General features: G+C 66.0%; 22 protein-coding genes. 7 read left to right on the forward strand and 15 right to left on the reverse strand.

The window, feature by feature from the left end; genetic code table 11:
- Nucleotides 1-55 precede the first annotated feature (55 nt).
- Nucleotides 56-829, forward strand: a complete 774-nt coding sequence (locus tag MUG98_RS14220) for a hypothetical protein (RefSeq protein WP_265108103.1) — start codon at nt 56-58, stop codon at nt 827-829.
- Between the two features lie 33 nt (nt 830-862).
- Here the strand turns inward: MUG98_RS14220 and MUG98_RS14225 are convergent, their stop codons facing one another.
- Complete coding sequence (locus MUG98_RS14225) at nt 863-1,798, reverse strand: biotin--[acetyl-CoA-carboxylase] ligase (RefSeq protein ID WP_265108104.1); 936 nt, start codon at nt 1,796-1,798, stop codon at nt 863-865.
- A 469-nt stretch (nt 1,799-2,267) separates the two neighbouring features.
- Nucleotides 2,268-4,214, reverse strand: a complete 1,947-nt coding sequence (locus MUG98_RS14230) for a bifunctional metallophosphatase/5'-nucleotidase (RefSeq protein ID WP_265108105.1) — start codon at nt 4,212-4,214, stop codon at nt 2,268-2,270.
- Nucleotides 4,215-4,718: 504 nt separating this feature from the next.
- Here MUG98_RS14230 and MUG98_RS14235 point away from each other — a divergent pair.
- On the forward strand, nt 4,719-5,543 hold the full coding sequence (locus MUG98_RS14235) for a DUF7504 family protein (RefSeq protein WP_265108106.1): 825 nt from the start codon (nt 4,719-4,721) through the stop codon (nt 5,541-5,543).
- A gap of 26 nt (nt 5,544-5,569) precedes the next feature.
- Here the strand turns inward: MUG98_RS14235 and MUG98_RS14240 are convergent, their stop codons facing one another.
- Nucleotides 5,570-6,550, reverse strand: coding sequence for a tyrosine--tRNA ligase (locus MUG98_RS14240; protein ID WP_265108107.1), 981 nt, complete (start codon nt 6,548-6,550; stop codon nt 5,570-5,572).
- A gap of 71 nt (nt 6,551-6,621) precedes the next feature.
- The gene (locus tag MUG98_RS14245) at nt 6,622-6,897 is read right to left on the reverse strand and encodes a HalOD1 output domain-containing protein (RefSeq protein ID WP_265108108.1); all 276 of its coding nucleotides are present in this window, start codon (nt 6,895-6,897) and stop codon (nt 6,622-6,624) included.
- 5 nt (nt 6,898-6,902) lie between these two features.
- Between MUG98_RS14245 and MUG98_RS14250 the strand changes: the two genes are divergently transcribed.
- A complete protein-coding gene (locus tag MUG98_RS14250) occupies nt 6,903-7,226 on the forward strand; it encodes a hypothetical protein (protein WP_265108109.1) in 324 nt (107 codons plus the stop codon).
- Between the two features lie 122 nt (nt 7,227-7,348).
- Here the strand turns inward: MUG98_RS14250 and MUG98_RS14255 are convergent, their stop codons facing one another.
- From MUG98_RS14255 to MUG98_RS14265, 3 genes are all read right to left on the reverse strand, one after another.
- Nucleotides 7,349-8,125, reverse strand: a complete 777-nt coding sequence (locus MUG98_RS14255; RefSeq protein WP_265108110.1) for a 4-phosphopantoate--beta-alanine ligase — start codon at nt 8,123-8,125, stop codon at nt 7,349-7,351.
- 137 nt (nt 8,126-8,262) lie between these two features.
- Nucleotides 8,263-11,154, reverse strand: a complete 2,892-nt coding sequence (locus tag MUG98_RS14260; protein WP_265108111.1) for a DUF1508 domain-containing protein — start codon at nt 11,152-11,154, stop codon at nt 8,263-8,265.
- Between the two features lie 312 nt (nt 11,155-11,466).
- A complete protein-coding gene (locus MUG98_RS14265) occupies nt 11,467-12,300 on the reverse strand; it encodes a pantoate kinase (RefSeq protein ID WP_265108112.1) in 834 nt (277 codons plus the stop codon).
- Nucleotides 12,301-12,520: 220 nt separating this feature from the next.
- Between MUG98_RS14265 and MUG98_RS14270 the strand changes: the two genes are divergently transcribed.
- On the forward strand, nt 12,521-13,927 hold the full coding sequence (locus MUG98_RS14270) for a WD40/YVTN/BNR-like repeat-containing protein (protein ID WP_265108113.1): 1,407 nt from the start codon (nt 12,521-12,523) through the stop codon (nt 13,925-13,927).
- 38 nt (nt 13,928-13,965) lie between these two features.
- On the opposite strand, the gene MUG98_RS14275 is transcribed toward MUG98_RS14270, so the two are convergent.
- The 3 genes from MUG98_RS14275 to MUG98_RS14285 all read right to left on the reverse strand — a co-directional run bounded on the left by MUG98_RS14275 (nt 13,966) and on the right by MUG98_RS14285 (nt 17,199).
- Nucleotides 13,966-14,751, reverse strand: a complete 786-nt coding sequence (locus MUG98_RS14275; RefSeq protein ID WP_265108114.1) for a hypothetical protein — start codon at nt 14,749-14,751, stop codon at nt 13,966-13,968.
- Between the two features lie 118 nt (nt 14,752-14,869).
- The gene (aspS, locus tag MUG98_RS14280) at nt 14,870-16,174 is read right to left on the reverse strand and encodes an aspartate--tRNA(Asn) ligase (protein WP_265108115.1); all 1,305 of its coding nucleotides are present in this window, start codon (nt 16,172-16,174) and stop codon (nt 14,870-14,872) included.
- Nucleotides 16,175-16,557: 383 nt separating this feature from the next.
- The gene (locus MUG98_RS14285; protein WP_265108116.1) at nt 16,558-17,199 is read right to left on the reverse strand and encodes a hypothetical protein; all 642 of its coding nucleotides are present in this window, start codon (nt 17,197-17,199) and stop codon (nt 16,558-16,560) included.
- A gap of 121 nt (nt 17,200-17,320) precedes the next feature.
- Between MUG98_RS14285 and MUG98_RS14290 the strand changes: the two genes are divergently transcribed.
- Nucleotides 17,321-18,136 carry a DUF8170 family protein gene (locus tag MUG98_RS14290; protein ID WP_265108117.1) on the forward strand — a complete coding sequence of 272 codons (816 nt, stop codon included), beginning with the start codon at nt 17,321-17,323 and terminating at the stop codon, nt 18,134-18,136.
- Here MUG98_RS14290 and MUG98_RS14295 read toward each other — a convergent pair.
- A complete protein-coding gene (locus tag MUG98_RS14295) occupies nt 18,133-19,479 on the reverse strand; it encodes a cytochrome P450 (protein WP_265108118.1) in 1,347 nt (448 codons plus the stop codon). The genes MUG98_RS14290 and MUG98_RS14295 overlap by 4 nt on opposite strands.
- A gap of 150 nt (nt 19,480-19,629) precedes the next feature.
- Between MUG98_RS14295 and MUG98_RS14300 the strand changes: the two genes are divergently transcribed.
- Both MUG98_RS14300 and MUG98_RS14305 read left to right on the forward strand, forming a co-directional pair.
- Nucleotides 19,630-20,298, forward strand: a complete 669-nt coding sequence (locus MUG98_RS14300; protein ID WP_265108119.1) for a helix-turn-helix domain-containing protein — start codon at nt 19,630-19,632, stop codon at nt 20,296-20,298.
- A 79-nt stretch (nt 20,299-20,377) separates the two neighbouring features.
- Complete coding sequence (locus MUG98_RS14305; protein ID WP_265108120.1) at nt 20,378-21,169, forward strand: SIR2 family NAD-dependent protein deacylase; 792 nt, start codon at nt 20,378-20,380, stop codon at nt 21,167-21,169.
- Nucleotides 21,170-21,253: 84 nt separating this feature from the next.
- Here the strand turns inward: MUG98_RS14305 and MUG98_RS14310 are convergent, their stop codons facing one another.
- The 4 genes from MUG98_RS14310 to MUG98_RS14325 form a co-directional block, all read right to left on the reverse strand.
- The gene (locus MUG98_RS14310) at nt 21,254-21,460 is read right to left on the reverse strand and encodes a hypothetical protein (RefSeq protein ID WP_265108121.1); all 207 of its coding nucleotides are present in this window, start codon (nt 21,458-21,460) and stop codon (nt 21,254-21,256) included.
- A complete protein-coding gene (locus tag MUG98_RS14315; protein WP_265108122.1) occupies nt 21,457-21,732 on the reverse strand; it encodes a hypothetical protein in 276 nt (91 codons plus the stop codon). Before MUG98_RS14315 ends, MUG98_RS14310 begins: the two co-directional genes overlap by 4 nt.
- Nucleotides 21,733-21,878: 146 nt before the next feature.
- Nucleotides 21,879-22,538 (reverse strand): helix-turn-helix domain-containing protein, encoded by a 660-nt coding sequence (locus MUG98_RS14320; RefSeq protein WP_265108123.1) that lies wholly within the window; start codon nt 22,536-22,538, stop codon nt 21,879-21,881.
- 74 nt (nt 22,539-22,612) lie between these two features.
- Entirely contained in the window at nt 22,613-23,320 is a 708-nt protein-coding gene (locus MUG98_RS14325) for a phosphoglycerol geranylgeranyltransferase (RefSeq protein ID WP_265108124.1), read from the reverse strand.
- Nucleotides 23,321-23,445: the final 125 nt, after the last annotated feature.

Consider the following 23,445-nt stretch of genomic DNA (forward strand, 5'->3'; position numbering starts at 1 on the left):
TTCGTCCCAGTGCCGGCGTTGAAGCATTTGTATTCCGGCCTCGATTGAACGACGTATGGTGGCGACGGGGACGAGTATCTCGGTTCTCGCTGGTGGAGTGACCGCGCTGATCGCCGTCTTTCTCACGTTTTACTTGCGGAATCAGTGGCAGGAGATCCAGTCCCTCCGGGCGATGCAGACGGAACTCGACCAGAACGGCGAACGGGTGCGGGAACTCGCCGATCTCCTCACTGACGACCTGCAACGCCAGCAGGTCGACCTGCCCGTCGAGGTGCCACCGGGAACGAGGATGGAGATCCGGTACGTCGTCTCGTTTCCCAGTTCCCTCTCGACCACCGCGTTCGAACAGTTGAAACACACTGGCATGTTCCTCCGGCTCTCGCCCGAGATTCGCCGTTCGTTGTTCGAGTTGTACGATACCGTCGATCGGATCAACCGGTTGCGCCAGCACAGAGAACGGATTCACTTCGACGATATCGGGAACGTACACATCGTGATCGATCCGACCGAACTCGACGTCGACCCGGGCACGTCCGTCACCGAAGACGACCTCTCGGAAGAAACCCGACGACGGTTGGCGGACCTCCGACAGATGCGGCGAGCCATGAAGGGCGTGAATCGGTCGATATTGCGCCTCATCGCCTCGATCTCCTCGCCGGAGCTAATCGAAGAACTCGACCTGGAACCGTTCGCCGAGACCGATCGCAGTCGAGAGCCACGCCGGGGCTCGCGGATCGAGTCACCGAGTTCCGACGGGGTCGATCTCGAGGAGATGCGATCGATCCTGCGCGACGTCGAGCGGGACTTGGTCTGGTCCCGGTTCATGTAAGTCGGTGCCCGAACGCCGGACGAACCCGCACCGTCAGACCGGGCGGAGGTGCTCGCAGTCGCCCGCGGAGACGGTCTCCCGTCCGTCGTCGGTCTCGACGACGAGCGCACCCGAGTCGGTCACGTCGATCGCCTCCCCCACGAGGTCGCCGGTCGGCCGATCGATCCGCACCCGCTGGCCGAGCGTCAGCGCGTGCTCGCGCCAGGCCGGCACGACCGACTCGAGGTCCGATCGGTACCGGTCGAACGCCTCCAGAAGTCGTTGGACGAAGCGCCGGCGATCGACGTCGCCGGCCTCGGCGCGGATACTGGTGGCCGTCTCGGGCAGATCGTCGGCGTCGATATTCGCGTTGACGCCGATCCCGACGACGAGCCACTCGACACGGTCCGTCTCCCCTTCCATCTCCGTGAGGATGCCCGCGAGTTTCCGGTAGTCGGTCCCGTCGATCGGGACGATCACGTCGTTCGGCCACTTGATCCGCGCGTCGACGCCCGCCTCGCGGGCCGCCTGCGTGATCGCGACCGAGGCGGCGAGCGTGTACAGCGGCGCCCTCGCCGGCGTGATCGCCGGTCGCGAGACGACGCTTACCCAGACACCACCCGAGGGGGAGGACCACTCGCGTTCGAGGCGGCCGCGCCCGCCGGTCTGCTCGTCAGCGAGGACGGCGACGTCCGCGGCCCCCTCCGCCGCCAGTTCGCGCGCCCGATCGTTCGTGTTCCCGATCGAGTCGTGGTACTCGATCGTGAACGGTGCGTCGAGTCCGTACTCGACCGCCGGGCCGTTGTAGGCCGTGACCCCGGCGAGGTCGTAGCCGTCGGGACCGCTCTCGATCTCGAAGCCAGCCTCGCGGAGCGCCTCGATGTGCTTCCAGACGGCCGCTCGCGAGACGTCCAGTTCGGCGGCCAGTTCCGGGCCCGATAGCGGCCCGTCGCCGATCGCCGCGAGGATCGCCCGTCGCGTCTCGTTCATAGGCTCGCAAGGGGGCCGCTCGTACTTCAATCGGGAGGAATTCGCGATCGATCGTCCCGATCTCCCGACCTGTTTGCTCTCCAGCCGATCCCTAGGCTTTTCGGGACCGGTAACGCAGGTCCGAGTACGGGGTGTCGTACGCTAACATCACTCATGAAAATAGGCGATATCTGTACCGTCTGTGAGACCCGCATAGACGATGCAGAGATCGACGTCTGCGAGACGTGCGGGCGCGAACTCCACGAACCGTGTGAAGAATACAGGACCACCTTCGACTGCCGTCACTGCGCGGACGAGACGGCAATCGGGGCGGTCGAGTTCTGAGCAACGCCGTTCTTTTGCGTGCGAGTGGCGAACGCTGCAGGCCTCGGGTCTTGACCGTGAGAACCCCCCTCGCTCGATCGCTTCGAACGCGAGCGGGGCCGACCCGCGATGGAAACCGGGCCGCGAGTCGGTATCGACGGACCGATCACGGTCCGCGACCTCGAATGGCCTCGTCGTCGACGTCACCTTTCATCACGAAGTGGTCCCAGGCCGCCGCGACGGGCAATTCGAGGAGTTCGCCGTCGTCCTCGTACCCGTACCACGATTCGTCCGGGTCGAACCCGCCGAACACCCGAACGTCCTGGTCGCCGCGACCCGCAGCGAGTTGCTGTAACCGTTCGGTGGGGAAACTGACCCACAGATCGTCGTCCTCGAGGTCGGTACGGGTCGCGTCCAGACGTTCGCCGTTCTGGTTCACCGCGTAGAACGACTCGCCTTCGATAGCAGTCTGGCTCTCGGGCGCGTCGAAGCGGACGCTCGTCCGACCGCGACGGCGTACCAGGTCCGTGAGGGAGTCGACGTCCTCGTCGACCCGTTGGATGCGATGGTCGACGGAGGGCGATACCGCGCCCTTCTCTTCGAGCATCTCGAGGGTGATGAACCCGAGGAAGTCGTCGGACTCGTGGATCACCTCGGCGTCGTCGAACTCGTCGAATCCGGCGACGTAGTCGTTCGTCGTGAACGTGTACGTCGCCTCCCGGTCGAGGGGCGCACCCTGCACGTAGACGTTCTCGACCGACCCGTCACCGAAGTGGCCGGTCCACTCGTACTGGACGCCGCCGACCTGGACGGACTGCTGTGCACCGAACGCGGACCACGGGAGCGCCGCGATCTGACTCTCGAGGATCTCTTCGACGGTGCTCCCGTCGACTTCCATGGTGACGATCGTGTTGGGGAAGGGAAGCACGTCGAGCCACGCGAGCCCCGTGATGGGGCCGGGCCCGTACACCCGATTCGATCGGATCCCGCCGGCGTTCTGCAGTGCGACGTCGACCTGCTCGACGCCGTCGGCGTGTTCCTCGGCGTACTCCATCATGAGGTCACAGATCAGATTCCCCAACTCGCTCTCCCGCGCGTAGTTGGTGTCGAATCGGGCGTCGAGGGCGACGTCGGAGGCGAAGTACTCTCGACCGTACTCCTCCTCCAGGGCGGTTCGCCAGTCGGCGACGATCGCGGCCATGCCCTCGTCGGGGTCGAGGTCCGCGGGATCGGGATCGTGTCGGTCCCAGTCCACGAGATTTCCGTCAGCATCGAGCGTGAGTTCGCCGAGGTGGTCGAACTCGTCGCCGAACTCGCTGATGAGCGTGCCCGCGTGGGTCTCGGGTTCGTCGAAGACGACCTCGGAGTGAGAGCCGACGATCGCGTCCAGATCGTCGACGGCCTCGGCGATGTCGTAGTGCGTCGAGTGATTCGCGTGCGAGGCGAGGACGACGACGTCGGCACCAGCGTCCCTGAGTGCGGCCGTCGCCTCCCGGCTCGCCTCGACCGGATCGAGCGCCCGGTAGTCGTCCGGGTAGTCGGTGATGTCGTGGAAGGCACCGACACCGCTGCCGAAGATTCCGAGCGTAATATCACCGACGTCTCGGGTAATCCACCGTTCCGTCTCCGGAACGGGTTCGTCCTCGGGGGTGAGGAGGTTGGCGACGACCCACGGGAACTCGCTTTCCGCAAACCGGTCGACGGCCACGTCGATTCCGAAGTCGAACTCGTGATTCCCGGCGCCGACCGCGAGCGGATCCATGTAGTTCAGCGCCTCGATCATGTGCGCGCCCTCGTAGGCCAGTCCCATGATCGAGGGTGCGATGTCGTCGCCGATCCCGAGGAAGACGGCGTTCTCCCGGGCCGTACGCCGTTTGTCGACGAGAGTCTGATACCGGGCGATGTCCATCGTCCCGTCGTCGGTCGGATCCCCGAAGCGTCCGTGGAAGTGCGTATCGTGGAGAACGGTTACCGTCGGGTCGGACTGGGCACTCGCAGTGGTGGTTCCCGCGACCCCGAGTCCGACTGCGATCCCACCGATCGCTCCCGAAAGAACGTTTCGCCGGCCGATCTCGTACGCGTCCGAATCGGGTCGGTCCGTGTGCTTTCCCATACACCCTTTGATGCAATTTTTCGGTAAAGTCTTTTTTGACGATTAAAGTATGGATAATGTCGACAGTGCCGGGCCGTTATCAATAGGTTCGATCGTCGAAAGTGGTGAATACGCGGCCGTGAATCGTGCCTTCTTCGCGGTCGGTCACGCGCGTCGCCGGGCAGTACGGGAATCCTCTCACTTCGTCTCCCGCTCCGTCCGTTCCCGAACCAACTCGGTGGGGCAGCGTTCGTCGGACTCGTATTCGGCGGCGATTGGTCCGGGTTTCCCGTCACCGAACGCCCGCGTCCCGGATCCCCTTCCGCGTAACTGTACGTTGTTCGACACAGCGCCGACCCGGATCGATCGTCGACGGTCCACCGTCGAGGGCCGGCCATCGCGACGCCACCGGATCGTAGTATCGACGCCCGATCGCCGTCCCGCCGGTGCTGATTAGCGGGTGGTAAATCGCTGAACCGTCCAGTCAATATAAGAGGACCGTAACGGAATCCGATACGTAGTTTCATGCCAGCCGACACCCCCCGCTACGTACACCTCGAAGAAGGCCCACCGCTCGGAGGACAGATCGTTCGGGCTATCTCGTCGATCGTCGACGAGGACCGCGACGAGCTAGCGCCGCTTCACGGGACCATCGATCCGGAGGCGCTGGAGACCGTCGTCCGTGACGAGCCCACGCAGTTCGTTTCCGTCGTCTACGAGGGGTTTCACGTGACCATCTTGAACGGGACGCGACTGGTCGTCCGGGACACGGACTCGATTTACGCGGAACTCGCCGGCGTCTCGAACGTGCTCGTGCCGACGACGGATCGAACCGACGCGTGCACCGAACTCCTGACCCCGTATCCGCCGGAGTGGGAGAACGTTCTCAGCGTCTCGTTCGACGACCCGACCGTTCATCTCGAGGGCCATCCGGCCGAAACGGGAATCGTCACCGTCGGCGGATTCACCCGCTCTACATCGCAGTCCTCGACGGCACCGGCTCGAACGTCCGGGGCACCCGACCTCCCGTCGGTCGCCTCGGTCGCGGATCCGACCGACCTGTCGGCGCTCGAATCCGCGATTGCCGATCAGCTCTCGGCGTGGGAGGGAACCCAGAACCCGACCGTCGTCTGCTTCCACTCGATCACCGAACTGTTACAGCACGTCGATTCGACGGCTGCACGACGGTTTCTCGAGGCGCTCACTCGGGAAATCAGTGCTGCCGACGCGATCGCACACTACCACGTCGACGCCGACTCCTGTCCCGGGCCCGAGCTGGACGCGCTCGAATCGATCGTCGACGTGACCGTCGAACGGGGAGCGACCGACCTCCGAGTCCGAGAGCCCTAGGTATCGTCACCCGACGGGCCCGACGATCAGGCTCGCAGTTCGCGCAGTTTCTCGCGACCGGGTGCGATCAGTTCGTCGAGAGACGCCGCCAGCGTGCTCTTCGCGTCGGCGGGGTGGAGGTCGCCGGATTCGAGGTCCGCGGCGAGGGCCTCGTAGGATTCGTAGGTGAGGTCGCCGCCGTACTTCTCGGGTCGCTCGACGGTGATCTCCTCGAACCGCGGGAACACGTGGTACTCGAACAGTTCGAGCACGGGGTTCTCGAGGTCGCCTTCAGGGTCGCGCGTCGGCGGACAGAACGCCGAGTTGACCTTCTCCTCGAGTTCCGCGGTGGAATCTTCCATCGAGATTGTCACGCCCTCGCTCGAGGACATCTTCCCCTCGCCGGTGGTGAGGTCGGCGACGATCGGTGTGTGGATGGCGGGCCGAACCTCGTAGTCGAGTTCGGGAAGCTTCTCGCGGGCGAGCATGTGGACCTTCCGCTGGTCCAGGCCGCCGACCGCGAGGTCGAGGTCGAGGTACTCGATGTCAAGCGCCTGCATCAGCGGGTAGACGAGGTGGCTCACCTTGGCCGTCTCGTCGCCCTGAATCTCGGCCATCGCACGCTGGGCGCGGTTCATCGTCGTCGAGAGTTCGAGTTCGTGAAGATCGAGAGTGTACTCCTCGTCGAGCTGGAACTCGGAGCCGTAGACGAACTCCGACCTCTCCTCGTCGAGGCCGTAGGCGACGAACTGGGCTTTCATCTGCTCGGCGGTGTCACGGATCTCCTCGAACGTCCCTTTCCCGTTGAGGTAGGCGTGGACGTCCGCGAGCAGGACGACGACGTCCATGCCGGCCTCCTGAAGGTCGATGAGTTTGTTCGCCGTCAGCAGGTGGCCGAGATGGAGCACGCCGGAGGGCTCGTAGCCGACGTAGACGCGCTTGCCCGCCGGATCCGCGGCGAGATCGCGAACCTCCTCGTCGGTGACGACCTCCTCGGCGTTTCGCGTGATCAGGTCGTAGGTGTCCATGTGTGGACAAAAGCCGGAGGAGGGATTTATACCTCCTGAATGCCCGCTCGTCGGGCGGCGACGAGGGGACGTCACGTCGCGTGACGAACGGTGGTGGTCCCGTCTTGGGAGACGTGAATCCGGTATCCCCGGTAGGTGAACTCCAGTTCCGCGTCGGCCGCTGCTGGCGGCGGCGACGAGAAGAGGGCGGCGATCAGCCCGCCGATACAGTCGTAGATCGGTTCGATGTCCGCTGGATCGGCGTCTTCGATATCGGCGACGAGTCGTTGACGATCGATCGAAACGACGAGCGGGCCACGGTGTCGAGGAGAAATGGTTGTATTTTTGGTGACGGAGAAGTACCCCACGTGGTATGGCAACCCATGCACCGCAGAACGGTGGCGACGCTGGTGCCGAACTCCCCGACGTCGTCCCGTTTACGCTGCCCCATCTAACGCGGTTGAGTTGGGAACTGGGATCGCGTGTCGTGGGGGACGACGAGTCGACACTTCACAGCGAGTGGGAGCGGACGGGATCGTCGTGGCTGCTGTCGATCTTCCGTGTGACAGATAATACCGTCATCCTGAAGGTCCGTACACCTGTCGGACGGGAACGGTTCTACGGCGCTGCTCGATCGGACCTGCAGACGGCCCGCCCACGACTCGAGGATTCCCCGTACTGGCACCGTCTCGAGTAACCTACCCCGCCTACTCCTCGAAGACGATATGTGAACAGTTGTCCGCGTCGTACCCAGCGATACGAATTCGAGGCCGCGCGATCGCTGGCGGGCCATCGGATCCCCCGGGACACCGAGAGCCTTCAGACACCGTTTCGAATCCGGTCTTCCGCGTTCTCGAGGGCACGCTCTCGATCGAATCCCTCGACGATTCCCCGCAGTTCGTCCTCGTCGGCAGCCGCCAGATCCCGCGCGTGTGCGGTCATGTTCGGCACCGCGCGAATGATGTTGTCGACGATCGGTACGTCTGCGACCTGCGGCGATCGCGAGAGGGGATTGAGATCGATCACGATCTCGGTCTTGTTCATCTCGTCTAACGCCTCCGCCCGATCGCCGTCCTCCAGCGGGACGAGGACGACGTCGGCCGCGTAGATCCCGTCGGCGTCGACTTTCGCGCGCTGGTGGTCGAGGTTCGGGATCCGGGCGTCGGCCTCCAGCCCCTTGACCGCCTCGGCACCGTGCTCGCGAAGGTGGTCGGCGATCGCCGCGATCCGTTCGGGCGTCCGGTTGAACAGGTTCACCTCGAGGTCGGCCCCGGTCACCTCGGCGAGGGCGACCATCTCGCCGGGGACGAGCGCCGCCACGTTGCCGTTGATCGAGAGGACCGGCCGATCGGCGAGCAGCAGGTGCGCGGCGGCCACGCGTTCGGCCTCGTCCGCGCTGGGAATCGTCTCCTCGCCGAGCAGGTAGTCGAAGGCGCTCCCGCGGCCTTCGGCGTGCATTCCCTGGAGGTGGGTGATCCCCTTCTCGACGCCCTCCTCGATCCGGTGGCGAGTGAGGAGATCCTGGTATCTGGGGTGGTCCTCCGGGATCTCTTCCTCGTCCTCGACCTCTGCAGAGACGGTCTCGTAATCGGTCACGGTCGTTCACTGGAGGTAGTCGATAAAAAACGGCCCGGTCGCTCGTCGAACGCGTCGGCGCCGCGAGCGAGTGTCGAAAACGGAACGGGTGAAAACGAGAGTCGTCGGAATCGATTCGCGCCGTCGCGGTCAGGCGATCACTCGGTGAACGTGATCCAGCCCTCGGGCGCGTGGGCCTTCACGTTGTTCATCGCCTCGCGCGCCTCCGTTCTGGCCTCGTAGGTCTGGGTGCTCTCGGCCATCGAGGTGCCGTACTCGTCGACCAGCCGCCACACCCAGCCGTCCTCGTCCTCCGCGCTGTGGAGTTCGAAGGAGACGCTGTCGATCTCGAGGATGCTCGCTTTCTCGATCAGCGAGCGGACGTCCTCGATCGCCTCGCGGGCGGCCTCGTTCGAGACGTGGCTCTCGTTGCCGGTCGCGACGGTCCGGCCGTCCTCGTCGAGCAGCCGCCAGCGCCACTCGTCGTCCTCGTCCGCGACCAGTTCGAACGAGGCGACGTCGAAGTCGACGCGGCCGGCGATCGGCGCGAGATCGCGGACGGTCTCGATGTCGGACATGACCGCCTCCTTGTTCGACGCCGTGCCGACGCCGCTCGCGATGACCTCGCGGTCCCGATCGACCAGGTCCCACGTCCAGCCCTCGCTGCTGTCGAGGCGGATCGCGGCCTCTTCGATCGCGAAGATCGGGGCCTCGTCGGCGTGGGCCGTGAGTTCTTCCACGGCCGCGAGTGCGGCGTCGCGGTCGGCGTAGGAGCCGTCCGCGTCGGCGATTTCCTCGCGGTCCCGATCGAGGAGCCGGAACCGCCACTCGTTGCTGCCGTAGAGCTGGACGGCGACGTCACCGACCGTGTAGGCCTGGGCGGACGCGGCCGCCTCGCGGATCGAGTCGATACTGTCGACCAGTTCGTCGCGAGTCGGATGCTCCTCGCCTTCGACGGCGACGGTCTCGCCCGACGGAAGGACGAACCGCCAGTGCCAATCGTCGTCCGCGTACGGCTGGAAGATGGCCCGATCCATCGTTCGAACGTTCGAGTCGAGGTGTTCGAGCAGCCGGTTCATCGCCTCGCGTGCGTCATCGCGAGTCGGGTGGGTCGACGGATCCTCGGCGACGAGTTTGCCGCCCTCGTCGATCAGCCGCCAGCCCCACTCGTCGTCCTCGTTGACGAACAGTTCGAACGCCGCGGTCTCGATCTCGAGCAGTTCCGCGTCGGGAGCCTGCTCTTTCAGCGTCATCATCGCCTCCGCGGCCTCGCTCCGGGAGGTGTGTTCCTCGCCGCTGTCGGCGAGCACGTTGCCGTCCTCGTCGATCAGCCGCCAGCGCCACTCGCCGTCGTCGGCCTCGTACACCTGGAACGCCGCGTTCTCGAACTCGATGAGGTCCGCCTCGTTGGCCTGTTCGCGGACCCGATCGATCGCGTCCTCCGCCGCCTCGGGACTGCCGCAAGGCTCCCTGCTCCCGGCGATGATCTCGCGATCGCTGGTGACGAGTCGCCACTGCCACTCGGTCGTGTCCTCGCCGTCGGCCGCGGCCGTTCCGCCGTCGGTGACCACCGACTGGTCGTTCGCGCTCATCGACAGGTCGTCGTCCTCGTCGAACGTCAGCTTCTGGGCCGCGGGGAACACCTCGTACTCCGCAGTTTCGATCTCGGCGACGTCCGCGTCGCGGGCGTTCGTCTGGAGGGCCTCGGCGCGTCGCTCCGAGTCGTCGTGATCGGCCACCCCCTCGGGAGACTGGGCGACGACGTGTTCGTTCTCGTCGACCAGCCGCCAGTGCCACTCGTCGCGGGACTGGTAGTGCTCGTAGGTCGGTTCGCCGGCGACGGTGATCGCAGCCGATCCGAGTTCCGGGAGCAGCGCCTCGGCGGCCTCCTCCGCGCCGCGTCGCGAGCCGAACGCGTCGGTACAGGTCGCGACGACGTCGTCCGCGTCGTCGACGATCCGCCACGTCCAGTCGTCCCCTCGCTCGTGGAGTTCGACGCCGACGTGCTCGATGTCGAGCAGCCGCGCCTGATCGTACCGCTCGGCGAACGTCCGGGCGGCTTCTTCGGCGCGTTCCTGCGTGTGGTAGCCGTCCTCGCCCGCGGCCAGCGGGTTTCGCTCGTCGTCGACGAGTTTCCAGAACCACTGGTCGCGCTCCTCGGTGTAGGTGAAGGCAGCGTCGTCGATCTCGATGACGTCGGCCTTCGGGCCCCGGTCCTTCAGAAAGCTCACCGAGTTCTCGGCCGCGTCTCGCTGGTCGAACTCGCCTGCACAGGTGCCGACGATGCTGCCGTCGTCGCGGGCGAGCGCCCACTGCCAGGTGCCGTCGCGGCCCTCGTAGAGGCGGAACGCCGAGGTCGTCAGCTCCATCAGACCGGCGGAACTGATCTGGGACTTGACGCGTTCGATCCCCTCCCGCGCGTCGGGGCGGGTGACGGCGCTGCTCTCGGTTCCCGCGAGCGCCTCGAGGTGAAGGACGTTCCACGTCCAGTCACCGTTCTCGTCCCGGAAGACCGCGAACTGGGCTCCTTCGAGCGCGTCGCCGGTCAGGATCGGCGGGTCTTCGGTCGTGCCTTCCTCTTCGACGAACATCCCTTTCCGCCCCGTGAGGATCGGAACGAGTGCCGTCACGCCCGCGATGATCCCGATACCGATCGTGTATACCGTGATCACCTCGACGCTGTAGTCGGCCCCGAGTTCCCGCCAGTTGTACGGATAGGCGTATCCGAAGAAGACGACGCCTCCCAGGGCGACAGCCAGTCCCAGCGCCCCTGCCTGAATACCGCGTCGCCGGACCGGCAACATGAGTACGATCCCGAACAGACAGAACGCGAGTCCCGTCGCGGCCGTCACGCCGGATATCCTGATCAGAGTATAGGAGTCGGCGTTCCCCGCGTAGCCGAGGACGAACGTGAACACGCCCGCGGCACCGATGACGTAGCCGAGAATGAACAGCCAGTAGCCGTATACGTCCTTCTTTGAGTCGGGTTCGCCGACGTATCGTTCGTACAACCGAAACAGGTCTTGATGAAGGTCAGTCTTGAAGGACATTTCCAAAGCTTGCCACGATAACTGGAACGGAATATAATAAAGTTTCGGCAATCGTTTCCATTCCTGTCATATAATTCATCTGGGAAACGACGCGAGGCTTCGATTCAGTGAATGTGACAGTCCAGCGTGAGCGACGGTCGAAAGAACCGAAGTCTGCCGAGAAAAACCGAATTTCGAGCGGCGAAGACGACACCCGAGTGGTCCAGCGACCGACGGGTCATCGATCACAGACTGTCACGCGAGGTGTGACGACGCAGTCACAGTCGCGACGTGACGGGCCCATATTCAGTCTGATAGGAGAGGCGTATCTACTCACTTGATGACAGCACCGGCGGGATGGGTCGCACAGACCGCCGGTTCGTAGCCGGCGTCGGACAGCCCCGTACCGAGTGCGAACACCGTCTCGCCGAGCATCGCCATCGACGCCTGGCCGTCGACCGCCGCGACGTCCCTGATCGATCCGACGACGTCCTCGGTGAGCAGGTCCGCTTCGCGGGCGAAGGTCCGGGACGCGTACATGAACGACAGGAGCGTCGGTTCCTCGACGACGCGGGAGAGCGCCTCCTTGCCGGCGGCCGTCAACTGGTCCGTGTCGCCGGAGAGCACCTCCGCCGTCGACAACTGGCCGAACGTAACGTATTCGACACGTGCGCGGGCGGGGATCGCGTCGAGTTTGTTGTCCTGCGGGCCGCCGGGTTCGAGCCGAATTGGTACGCCGCCGTGGGCCTGTGCGACCACGTCGCCGAGACCGGTGCCGGCCTGGACCTCCGCGCCATGAGCGATCGTCACCAGTTCGTTTCGCGAGAGTTTCCGCTCGAAGACGTGGTTCGCTGCGAGTGCCGTCCCGAGCGCCATCGCCCCGGAGACGCCGAATCCAGCACCGATCGGCAGGTCCGACTCGGCTTCGACGTGGGCCGGTGCATCGAGGGCCTTGAGCACCGTCGTCACCGGTTCGACGTCGATCGGTTCGCCGTCCAGTACGACTGTCGGGTCCGATTCCGTGGCGGGTTCGACGGTGACCTCGACCCCGTCCGTGAGCGTCAGTCCCGCTCCACGGGAGCCAGCCTTCGTCGGATCCTCGGCCGGATGCGCACTGAAAAAGCCCGTGATGTGCCCCGGAACGAACGCCGTCGCCTCCTCGCGCATTAGCCTCCGTTTTCGTCTCGGCCGATATAATCCTATAGGTTCGCCGCTCCGGTCTCGCTCTGGCACACACAGGGTCGTTACTTTTCCCTCCTGAAATCCCAGTTGGAGTCGATGGACGGACAGGACACGTTTACGGTCGTGACCGCGTCGACACCGGCGATGCGAGACGAACGTCCGGGTCGATCGCCCGATCGATCGATCGCCGGCGGAGTCTGACAGGATGGCGACCCGGTCCGAGAGCGGCGGCTTCGGCGCGTTCTTCAGGCGGTACACGAAGACCTGGATGCACGCCGTCGCGACGGCCGGGCTCACCGCGTTCGGGACGCTCACCATCGTCCACCGGGGATTCGTCGTCCTGGCGATCGCCAGTTACGTCGTGCCGCCGATCGTGCTCTATCTCTCGCGGACGCGCGGCCCCGAGGCCCCGACCGCGACGGGCGGTGACGAATCTCGATCGCCGACCGAGGCCGCACTGGCCGATCAGACCGATTTCGGGACGGATTCCGGCGCGAGCGAGCGAGTCGATCCTCCGGCGGCGACGCCCCCGGACGCCGCTTCCACCGACGGACGGGACCCCAAGCCGACGGCCGACGGTGAGGCGATCGACCGGGAGTCCGGGATCGAGGGCGTACCTGAAACGGACGACGGAGGGCCCGAACCTGACGAATTGGGACCCGAGACCGGTGAGGAGGAACTCGAAGTCGGCGGGCAGAAGCCCGGGATCGGCGAACAGGAGGACGAAAGCGAAGCGGACCTGCACTGGACGCCCGTCGACGTGCCGACGGACGCGACACTCGCCGACGTCGCGATCGCTGACGGCGGCGCGGTCGCCGTCGGGGACGGTGGCGCGGTGCTCGTGGCCGCCGGCGACGACTGGGATCCCGCTCTCGAGGACGGCCCGGGTGCGCAGGGACAGGACCTTCGAGCGGTCGACGCGACGGCCGACGGCGACGTCGCCTGGGTCGCCGGCGACGGTGGCGCCGTTGGACGAGTCGAGATTACGACGGGGCGACACGCGGACCACTCCGCCCCGGCCGATCGAACGGACAACCTGACCGGACTGGCCGTCGCGGGCGCGACCGGCGACGAGACGATCCTCCTCGCGAACGGTTCGGGAGAAGTGATCCGGGGCCGCTACCGGGACGGCGACCTCGCGTGGGACGGCCCCAAGACGCCGGGGAGTGGCTCCAGCCTGAGCGGCGTCGATTTGCTCGACGACGCGATCGGCTACTGCTGCGACACGAACGACGGCGTCTTCCGGACCGACGACGGCGGGCAGACGTACGACGCGATCGGGGTCGACGGGACCGACGGGACGCTCACCGACGTCGCGGCGGGCGAGGGAGGAGCGTGCCACGTCAGCACGGACGCGGGCGTCGTCCACCGGTACGACGGGAGTACGTGGACGCCCGATCGGATCACCGACGGTGCGCTGTCGGCGCTCGCCCGCCACGGCGATCGACTCGTCGCGACCGACGACGAGGGTGCAGTCTACGATCGGGCCGATCCGACCGCTGACTGGGAGCGGGTCTTCACGGGCGCGAGCGGGCCGCTCCACGGCGTCGCGATCGGCCCCGATCGATCGATCGCCGTCGGTGCCGAGGGGACCGTGGTCGAGCGGCGGTGAGCGGCGGACCGGCGTCGGCGCGATCCGCCGACTGCCGGTTACCGGTACGATCCCCGTCCGGCCTCGAGTTCACCGTTCGCAGTGATCCAGTCCGCTTGCGGGCCGACGAGGTTCGCGTCGACCTCGTCTGCGTACCAGTTTCCGCTCCAGCCGCCGACCCACCAAGAGTTCTCGCCGCCGTGGGAGACTCGTATCGAGACCTCGGTGGCCGGATCGGCGTCGTACTCGGCGTAAACGAGTCCCGCGTACTCGTAGCAGCGTTCCGCCCCGTCGGGACACGTCGTCTCGGTGACGTCGACGCGCGGCTCGAGCATCGGCTCCGTACCGACGGGATCGCGAGTCTCGATCGAGTCGTCGCTCTCGATCCGGAGCGTCAGTTCGTAGGACTGGCGGTCCCGCACGAACGTGTCGGGATCGTCCGGGTCGTACTCGTCGGCCGCGATCCGTTCCGTCCGACCCACGTCGCCGTCTTCGACGACCCGGTAGTATTCGGGCTCGACGACGAACTCGTCGACGCTGATCTCGAGCATCGGTCCGCGATCGGTCTCGACGATCCGGGTCGAGAACGCCTCCGGGTGTGCGTAGTAGTCGCCGTCGTCGATCGCGCCACTGACGGTCACCCCGCCGTCCTGAACCGGTACCGGGACGAGGACCGTCGCGTTCGAAAGCGTCCCGTTCGTCTCCATCCGGACGTCGTAGTTGTACTCGCTCGAATAACTGTCCTCGTAAAACATCTCGCCGAGTACGAAGAGCCCGCCGGCCAGGAGCGCGACGACGAGCGCCACGGTCAGGAGTGCGATTCCGAGTGTGCGTCGGTGTGTCATGCGTGCCTCGAGCCGCGTCTCGCCGGGAGTCGACGACGGGACCGACGGCCGGTATCGACTACGGCCGGAGAACGTGTCTCCTCGTCCGATCGGAATCTACGCCCCGTGAGCGGACCGGTTACGGGCTCAGCCGCTGCCGGTCTCGCGGGAAGAGAACGGCCTCGCGGATGTTCTCCAGGCCGAGGATCGTCATGATGAGCCGTTCGCCGCCGAGGCCGAAGCCGGCGTGGGGCGGCATCCCGTACTTGAACATCTTCGTGTAGTACTCGAACTGGTCGGGATCGAGGCCCTGCTGTTCGAAGCCCTCGATCAGGTGCTCGTGGCGGTGTTCGCGCTGGCCGCCCGAGACCAGTTCCATGCGCGGGTGCATCAGGTCGAAGCCGGTCGAGAGCTGCTCGTCGTCGTCGTGATCCTTGATGTAGAACGGCTTGATCTCGCTGGGCCAGTCGGTGATGAAGTAGTGGCCGCCGACGTCCTGCCCGAGCGCCTTCTCGGCTTCCGTCGAGAGGTCGTCGCCCCAGACGAGTTGCTCGTCGAGTTCGCCCGTCGCGTTGATGCGCTCGATCGCCTCCTCGTAGCTGATGCGGGGGAAGTCACCCTCGGGAACCGCGAACTCGTCTTCGAGGCCGAGCGCCTCGAGTTCCTCGCTGCAGTTCTCGGTCACCGCCTCGTAGGCGGCTTTGACGATTCCCTCGGCGACGTCCATCGCGTCGCCGGCGTCACAGAACGCCCCCTCGAAGTCGATCGAGGTCGCCTCGTTCAGGTGCCGGGGCGTGTTGTGCTCTTCCGCGCGGAAGATCGGACCGATCTCGAAGACGCGCTCGATGTTCGACCCCGCGATGAGCTGCTTGAACAGCTGCGGCGACTGGTTCATGAAGGCCTCCTCGCCGAAGTACGTGATCGGGAATAGCTCGGTGCCGCCCTCGGTCCCCGTGGCGACGATCTTGGGCGTGTTGATCTCCGTACAGCGGAACTCGCGGAACTGCTCGCGGACCGCACGCAGGATCTCAGATCGGACCTCGAAGACCGCCTGCACGTCGTCCTTGCGCAGGTCGAGCGTCCGGTTGTCGAGTCGCGTCGAGAGGTCGGCGTCGACTTTCCCCGAGGGATCGAGCGGCAGTTCGGGGTCCGCGGGCGCGACGACCTCGACGGCGTCGGGCGTGATCTCGACGCCCGTCGGCGCGCGGGGCTCCTCCTCGACCACACCGGAGACCTTCACGACGCTCTCGCGAGAGACGTCCAGCCCGGTCTCGACGAGGGCGTCGTCCATCTCGTCTTTCTCGAACTTGATCTGGATCTTGCCCGTGGTGTCCCGGAGGATCAGGAAGGCGATCCCGCCGAGGTCTCGAATCTCGTGGACCCAGCCGGCGACCGTCACGTCGTCGCCCGGCTCGGCGTCGGCAGTATACGTTCTGTCCTGCATACCACTCGATTTCCGTCGCCGGAACTTAAGCGCAATCGTTCGCGTCCGAAAAGGGAACGGTGGGAATGGGAGTTCCGACGTCGTCGGCGGCTGGCAGGACGAAGCGCTCGAGCGAATCGACCACCCGGAAGTGGCGGTGAAGATTCTTCCGGCGGAAGGGCGCGAACGCGCACGTGGGTGCGGGGAATCTGAGTATCATGAACCAGATGGTCTTCGACTGGTTCGACGACGTACTATAGCGACGGTGCCGACGGTCTCACCAACGACGCTCACACGAATGGTGCGAACGAAGGAAGTCACCGCGACGATTCACACACCGGGCCTGGTCTCGATACTACTTTCGAATCATCGACTACACTGCCGTTATTTGCACAACAGGACGATCAGAACAACTCGTCCAGCGTCCGATCGCCGTCTCCGTCCTCGTTCAGCACGGCCGGATCGGCAGGGGCAGCGTCAGCGTAGAACGTCTCCTCGCGGAGTTCCGCGATCGACGTTTCTACCGGCGGGTCGTCTCGGTCCGGTTCGTCGTACTCGAGCGCCTCGCCGACCGCTTCCGGAAGGGGTGGACGCGGGGCGTCTTCGTGGCGCTGGACCGTCTCCGTCTTGTGGGTCGCGTCGTGGGCCGCGCGCATAATCGGCTGGCCCCGCAGGTAGTTGTACTCCTCGAGCAGTTCGACGCCGAACGCCGTGAGGCTCCAGAAGTCGGCGGGGACGTCCCGCCGGTCGGCGTTGGGTTCGTGGCGGTATTTCGCGACGATTTCGTGGTCGGCCAGGTCGGCCAGTTGTTCGCTGATCGTCGATCGACTCTTCGGGACGTAGTAGTCGAACTCGGTGACCGAGACGAGGTGTCGCGGGTGGCCGAGGATCACCTGCAGGAGGTTGTGCCGCGTCTCCTGGGAGAGATACCGCTGGACGGTCCGCTGGGTCTCGTACGGCGCCCCGTCCTCTACGTCGAAGACGCGATCGATGGAGGGACCCCGTCCGGACGTCGCCCGATCGCCGGGGGCGTGCGGATAGCTCATCTCGCTCGAAACTACCGCAGCCAGCCCGGTAAGTGTTTCGGGGGAACCGTGACGGTTATTCTCGAAATAGCCGACGTATTGGAAACGTTCATTAGGTGACGACGGCTGGAAAATAATAGAGATGTCCCCTGGCGACGATCGGCGGTGCGTACACGCTGCGCTCCAGCGAGCGCTCGCGGACGTACAGCTTCCCAGTGAGGATTATACGGCCATTCGGACGTGGGTGAACGAGGAACTCCCACAGCTGCAGGCCGCCGGCTACACGGCCTACGTCGTCTTCGGAAGCTATCGCGGGAGCTACCACCGGTCCCTGCGGATCTCCCAGTACGAACTCGCCAAACCGACGACCGCCACCGCCGTCGTTCTCGGGGACACCCCGCCGCTCGGGCTCACCATCGGTCGCGGCCGGACCGATCCGCTCGAGTTCGAGATCAAGTTCCACCTGTTGACCGAGTTCGCCGATCGGAACGTCGCGATCTACGAGAAGGATTCCGGCGGCGAAGCCGTCGAACTCGGCTTGCTCCGTCACGACCACTGTTTCAGACGGACCGTGGTCCTGCCGCGGGATTACTACGGGCTCGGGCGCCGGCGCTTCGAGACGAAAGACGACGTATTCGAGATCGCTCGCCACGTCGCGTTCGCGGACGACCTCGACGACGGCCAGCGGAAAGCGGAGCTCCGGGGCCTGATCGCCACCGCGCGGGACGACGGCATCGACGTGACCGAACACGAACTGACGGCGTTTCTCGAGGACGAACTCGCGTCCAGAGACGATGAACCGTCCTACAGCTGGGTCCACCTCGCACTGTTTCGCCGGTTCGAGGAAGACGGTCGCTGTCGCACCTGGCACACCGAACCGGATCTCCGGGCGGCAGTCGACGACGTCGCTCTCGGGGCGTCGCCCCGGTGGGAACTCGAGGCCGACGACCTCGACTAGCGTTCCTGCACCGTCATCGGGATCTCGTCTTTCGGCCGGGCAGTAATGGTCGCCATCAGGTCGAGATCCGTCCCGGGGACGAGTTCGAGGTGGTACTGCTGGTAGATCGTCGCGAGGATGAGCCGTGCCTCGAGCATCGCGAAGCGATCGCCGATGCACCGTCGCGGTCCCGCCCCGAACGGGAAATACGCCAGCTTCGGGAGGTCGGACTCCATCTCGTCGGTCCACCGCTCCGGGCGGAAGGCCAGCGGATCGTCGTACCACCGGGGATCGCGGTGGACGACCCACTGGTGCATCCGGATGGTCGCACCCGCCGGGATCTCGTAGCCGCCGATGATATCGGGTTTGACCGGTTCGCGGACGATCCCCGGAACCGGCGGGTAGAGGCGCATCGACTCTTTGACTACCTGCTCCGTGTACGAGAGATCGGAGAGGTCCGCCATCGTCGGCGTCTCGCCCCCTAGCTCCGTCTCGAGTTCGTCGACGAGTCGCCGCTCGACGGCGGGGTTCGTCGCGAGGAGATACGCCGTAAACGTCAGCGAGAGCGCCGTCGTCTCGTGGCCGGCGAGCAACAGGGTCACGACCTCGTCGCGGATCTGCTCGTCCGAAAGGCGGTTCCCGTTCTCGTCGGTCACCTCGAGGAGTTTCGAGATGACGTCCCGGTCGGTCGGGTCCGCTTTCCGCTCCTCGATCAGCCGGTAGACGATGGCGTCGAGGTCTTTTCGCGCACGCTGGATACGCCGTCGGGAGGGCGTGGGAACGTTCGGGGGAAGGACCAGATGCGAGAGGCTCTCGGACGCCAGCATGAACTCCTCGAGGGCCGAGCCCACGGTGTCGACGGAATCGTCGATGTCGACGCCGAACAGCGCCCGGGCGACGATCTTCAGCGTCACCTCCATCATGTCCTCGTGGAACAGCCGGGTCTGGCCGTCCGCCCAGCCCTCGAGGGCCTCCTCGATGAACTCGGTCATCATCGAGGCGTACTCCTCGATCCGGCCGGGATTGAACGCGGGCTGGATGAGGTGACGGTTGCGCCGCCAGACCGCCCCCTCGCTGTTCAGGATGCCGTCGCCGGTGACGGGGCCGAGGACGTTCTGGAACCGGGCCCCCTTGACGTAGTTCTGGTTGTTCTGGACGAGTACCTGCTCGATGTAGTCGGGATGGTTGAGCTGGAACACCGGCCCACCGGGGTCCTCCCAGTGGGCGATGTCACCGTACTCGCGGGCCGTTCGCGTCATGAAGCCGTACGGGTCACGGAGGAAGGCGAGTTGATTGCCGAAGAACGGCAGTCCGTCGGGACCCGGCGGTCGATCGTCGGCGATAGCGGGGGTATCGCTGCTCATTTTGCAGTCGACCCGAGGGGCGCGAGACACCTATGCCTGAAGCCGAGCACGCTCGGGGTTCTTAAGTATCGGTCGACACGGTCTCCGTATGGACGCGCACAGACCGATTGCACGCGGTGGGGCCCGCCGTTTGACCCGCGGAGGGCCGCGATGAGGGCCGCGACGGTCACACTGTCGTGGGACGACGACCGCGGCAACCCGATCGCCGACATCTTCGGTGGGAGCGACGCGGTGACGATCGACGCGATCCGGTACGTACATCCCGTCCACGGGGAGCGCTACGTCGAACTACTCGAACTCCGCGGCGACCTCGAACGCGCGCGAACGCTGCTCGAAGCGTCCTCGGAGACCATCGAACACGACGTCGCCGGCGAGGACGATCGGGGCGTCGCCTACGTGCAGTGTCGCACCGTCGGACTCGTCGGCGATTTCCTGTCGATCCTCTGGCGACGCGAGATAGTCGTCGACTGGCCCCTGAAGTACGTCGAGGGCGGGAGTAACCGCGGGCTCGAACTCACGGTCATCGGCTCGAGTCGAGCGATCCAGCGTGCGGTCGCGGACCTCCCCGAGGGGGTCGACCTCGACCTCCGGCGACTCGGCAGCTACGATCCGGACGTCGACCGGACCACGCCCGACCTGACCGAGCGCCAGCGGGAACTCTTCGAGGTGGCCATCCGCGAGGGGTACTACGAGGTGCCGCGGGAGACGACCCAGCGCGAACTCGCCGAGACGCTCGATCTCGCGACGGGGACCGTCGGCGAACACCTGCGGCGAATCGAAGCGAGACTGGCCACGGCGTACGCCACGTCACTGGAGTAGTCGAACAGCGGCGACGCCGCGCCGCGGCTATCGGACGGTGTCATCCGGGCTTTTCACCGAGCAGCCACAATCGACTCGCATGGACGACCTCGAGCGACTCGCCGACGCGATCGGCAACGGAGCGACCGCGGTCGCTCTCACCGGAGCCGGCATCTCCGCCCCCTCAGGCGTCCCGACGTTCCGCGGCGACGACGGCGTCTGGGAGCGCTTCGACGAGGGGCAGTTCACCTACGGTCGGTTCCGGTCCGACCCCGCGGGCTTCTGGGCCGATCGACTCGACCTGCAGCGAGAACTGTTCGGCGACGAATTCGCACCCAACGCGGCCCACGAGGCCCTCGCGGCACTGGGGCGGGACGGCCACCTCGACGCGATCCTCACGCAGAACACGGACGGCCTCCACGGGGACGCGGCCGCGTCCGTCGCCGACCGCTCCGCAGACGAGTCCGGCGGCGACGACCTGCCGCTCCTCGAACTCCACGGCAACGCCCGACGCGTTCGCTGTGCCGACTGCGGAACCCGGACCGCCGCGGAGCCGATCTTCGATCGCGCCGCGGACGGCGAACTCCCGCCGACGTGCGACTGCGGCGGGATCTACAGGCCCGACGTCGTGCTCTTCGGCGAGCAACTCCCCGGCGCAGTTATCCAGCGCGCCCGATCGCTCGCCCGCGAAAGCGACGTCTTCCTCGCGATCGGCTCGTCGCTCGTCGTCGAACCCGCCGCGTCGCTCCCACGACTGGCCGCCGCGTCCGGTGCGACCGTCGGGATCGTCACCCTCGATCGGACGCCGTGCGACGGCGTCGCCGACGTGATCTGTCGGGACGACGTCGTCGAGGTACTGCCGGATATCCGAGCGCTCGTCGAGGGACCGTAACGCTCGTCACGGAACAGTAGCCGTTCGACGACGGTTCGCGGACCGGGACGACGAGACGAACGCGCGAACGCCGGATCGGCCGTCTCAGTTCTTCCGATCGGGCGACGGGAGGAGTTCGCGGAGGAGGAGTTCCTCACAGATCGCCGGCGGCATCGGTCTGCCGACCGACTCGCTCGAGTCGATCGAGTGGCCCGTCTCGACGAAGTGCTCGAGCGCCAGTTTCGATCGCTCCCGTTCCGTCGTGCCCTCCTCGACAGCCGCGAACCAGTCGCAGTCGTGGCAGAATTTCATTGGGTGTCCGTCCGCTGGTGGGCCGGGCCGATCGTTCCGTCGCCGTCGCCGTCGACGCTGCCCCGGGTCGGGTCGTCGGTTGCGATCCCGCGATCAGGATGGTTGCCAGCGGTGATCGGTCCGAAGGAATCATCCAGCGCCGTCGGATCGGGACTGTGCTCCAGCGGTGGCACCTTCGTCGGATCGACGCCGTCTCTGGCCGCACCCTCGCGGGCAATTCCGGACGATCCCGGTTCACCGCGTTCAGGTCGTGCGGGTGACTGCGTTGCCATCATCCGTCCGAAGTCACCGCACTGAATAAGAATGACGAACCGAGTTCGGACGGGCCCACCAGCGGTAGCAACCCACGGCCAGGGACGCGGCGATCGTCCCGATCTCGTCGCCTCTCTGCTCTCGTCGCCCCCATATCCGATCAGGGTCAGTCCGAGACGACGTGCTCCTCGATCAGTCGGGCCTGTCCGCGACGCAGTCGCTCACTGACGGCCTGGTCCGAAATCCCGAGGGCGTCGGCGATTGCCGACAGTTCAGTCTCGCGTGGGACCTCGAAGAAGCCGTGCTCGTGGGCGATCCGGAGCGCTTCCCGCTGGGAGTCCGTCAGCGTCGCCCGTTCGTCACCGTCGTGACGATCGGGGCGCGGGCCGTCGGCGAGACGGCGGAGTTCGACGGTCACGCCTTCGGCTTTCAGAAACGCGTGGTAGCTGCTGAAGGTGTCCCGATCGGGAAACCGCATCTCGATCTCCCACCGGCCGTTCCTGGCGCGACCGGCGAGCAGTTCGCCGCCGGCGGCGACCCACTGTCGGTACGCGTCGACGACGCCCGAGTCGCTGCGGCGGATCCGGTAGAGGAACCACTCGTCCCCCTCGTCGATCCGTTCGAACTCGTCGATCGTTCCGTCACCGTCCAGCGTCGGATCGAGGCGCTCGGGGTCGTCGCAGCGAAACCAGCAGACCGCGAGCGGCCGGTCGGGATCGAGGGCGTACTGGTCCTCGAGTTCTACCTCGAGCGACGGTATCGCCGACAGCGTGGGTCCGAGAACGAAGTCGGGAGCGACCGCCTCGAACTCCGCGAGGAGACTCATACGACAGTAATTAGCGATGGAGACGCAAAACAGTTTAGGCCGTTGATATTTTTGAGATCGAGAACGGAGTGAGACTAACGGGAGGCGTCGTTGGCAGCCTCGACCGTCCGGCGGACGGCCTCGACGCCCTCGTCGTGGGCGAGGTCACCGACGACGACGACGTCGGCGTGCTCGGCCATCGCGTACGACGAGTCGTAATCGTGGACGCCGCCGCCGTAGAACAGCGTCGCGTCGTCGACGGCCTCGCCCGCCGCCGCGACCACGTCCACGTCACCGTACATCCCCGAGTACTCGACGTAGACGATCTCCTGGCCGAACATCCGTTCGGCGACCGTCGCGTAGGCCGCGACGTCGTCCGCCGCGAGGTCGCAGTTTGCTTCCGTCAGTTCCGCGACGTCGGCCTCGGGGTTCATGACGATGTAGGCCTCGAGCGTCGTCCGCTCCCAGTCGAGGTCGTCGTCGAGACGGACCCACTCCTTGTGCGCCTCGGTGATCCAGAACGGGGAGCCGGCGTTGAACACCGTCGGAACGAGGTACCCCTCGAGGGCGTCGTTGTCGACGACGACGCTCGGGTTCGAGGGTTCCTGGTACAGCGGGACGTCGTGTTCCGCGCAGGCCTCGATGACGGCGGTCATGTTCTCCTCGGTCATCCCCATCGTACCGCCGACCTCGATCGCGTCGGTCCCGGTCGCACAGAGGTCGCCGTAGGTGATTCCCTCGGGGAGTTCCTTGTCCGGATCGAGTTTGAGAACGTGGTTCCAGTCGTCCCAGGGAGCAGTCATACCCCCCGATTTCCCGGTAACGCTCAAAAACGCTACGAAAACGCCCCCGATCGCCGGGCATGCCGAAGCGGGGCGCTAGCGATCGACGACACCCGTACCGACACGAGCGCAGGACCTGCGTCCCG

Origin of the sequence: Halosolutus halophilus (assembly GCF_022869805.1) — an archaeon.
GTDB classification, from domain to species: domain Archaea; phylum Halobacteriota; class Halobacteria; order Halobacteriales; family Natrialbaceae; genus Halosolutus; species Halosolutus halophilus.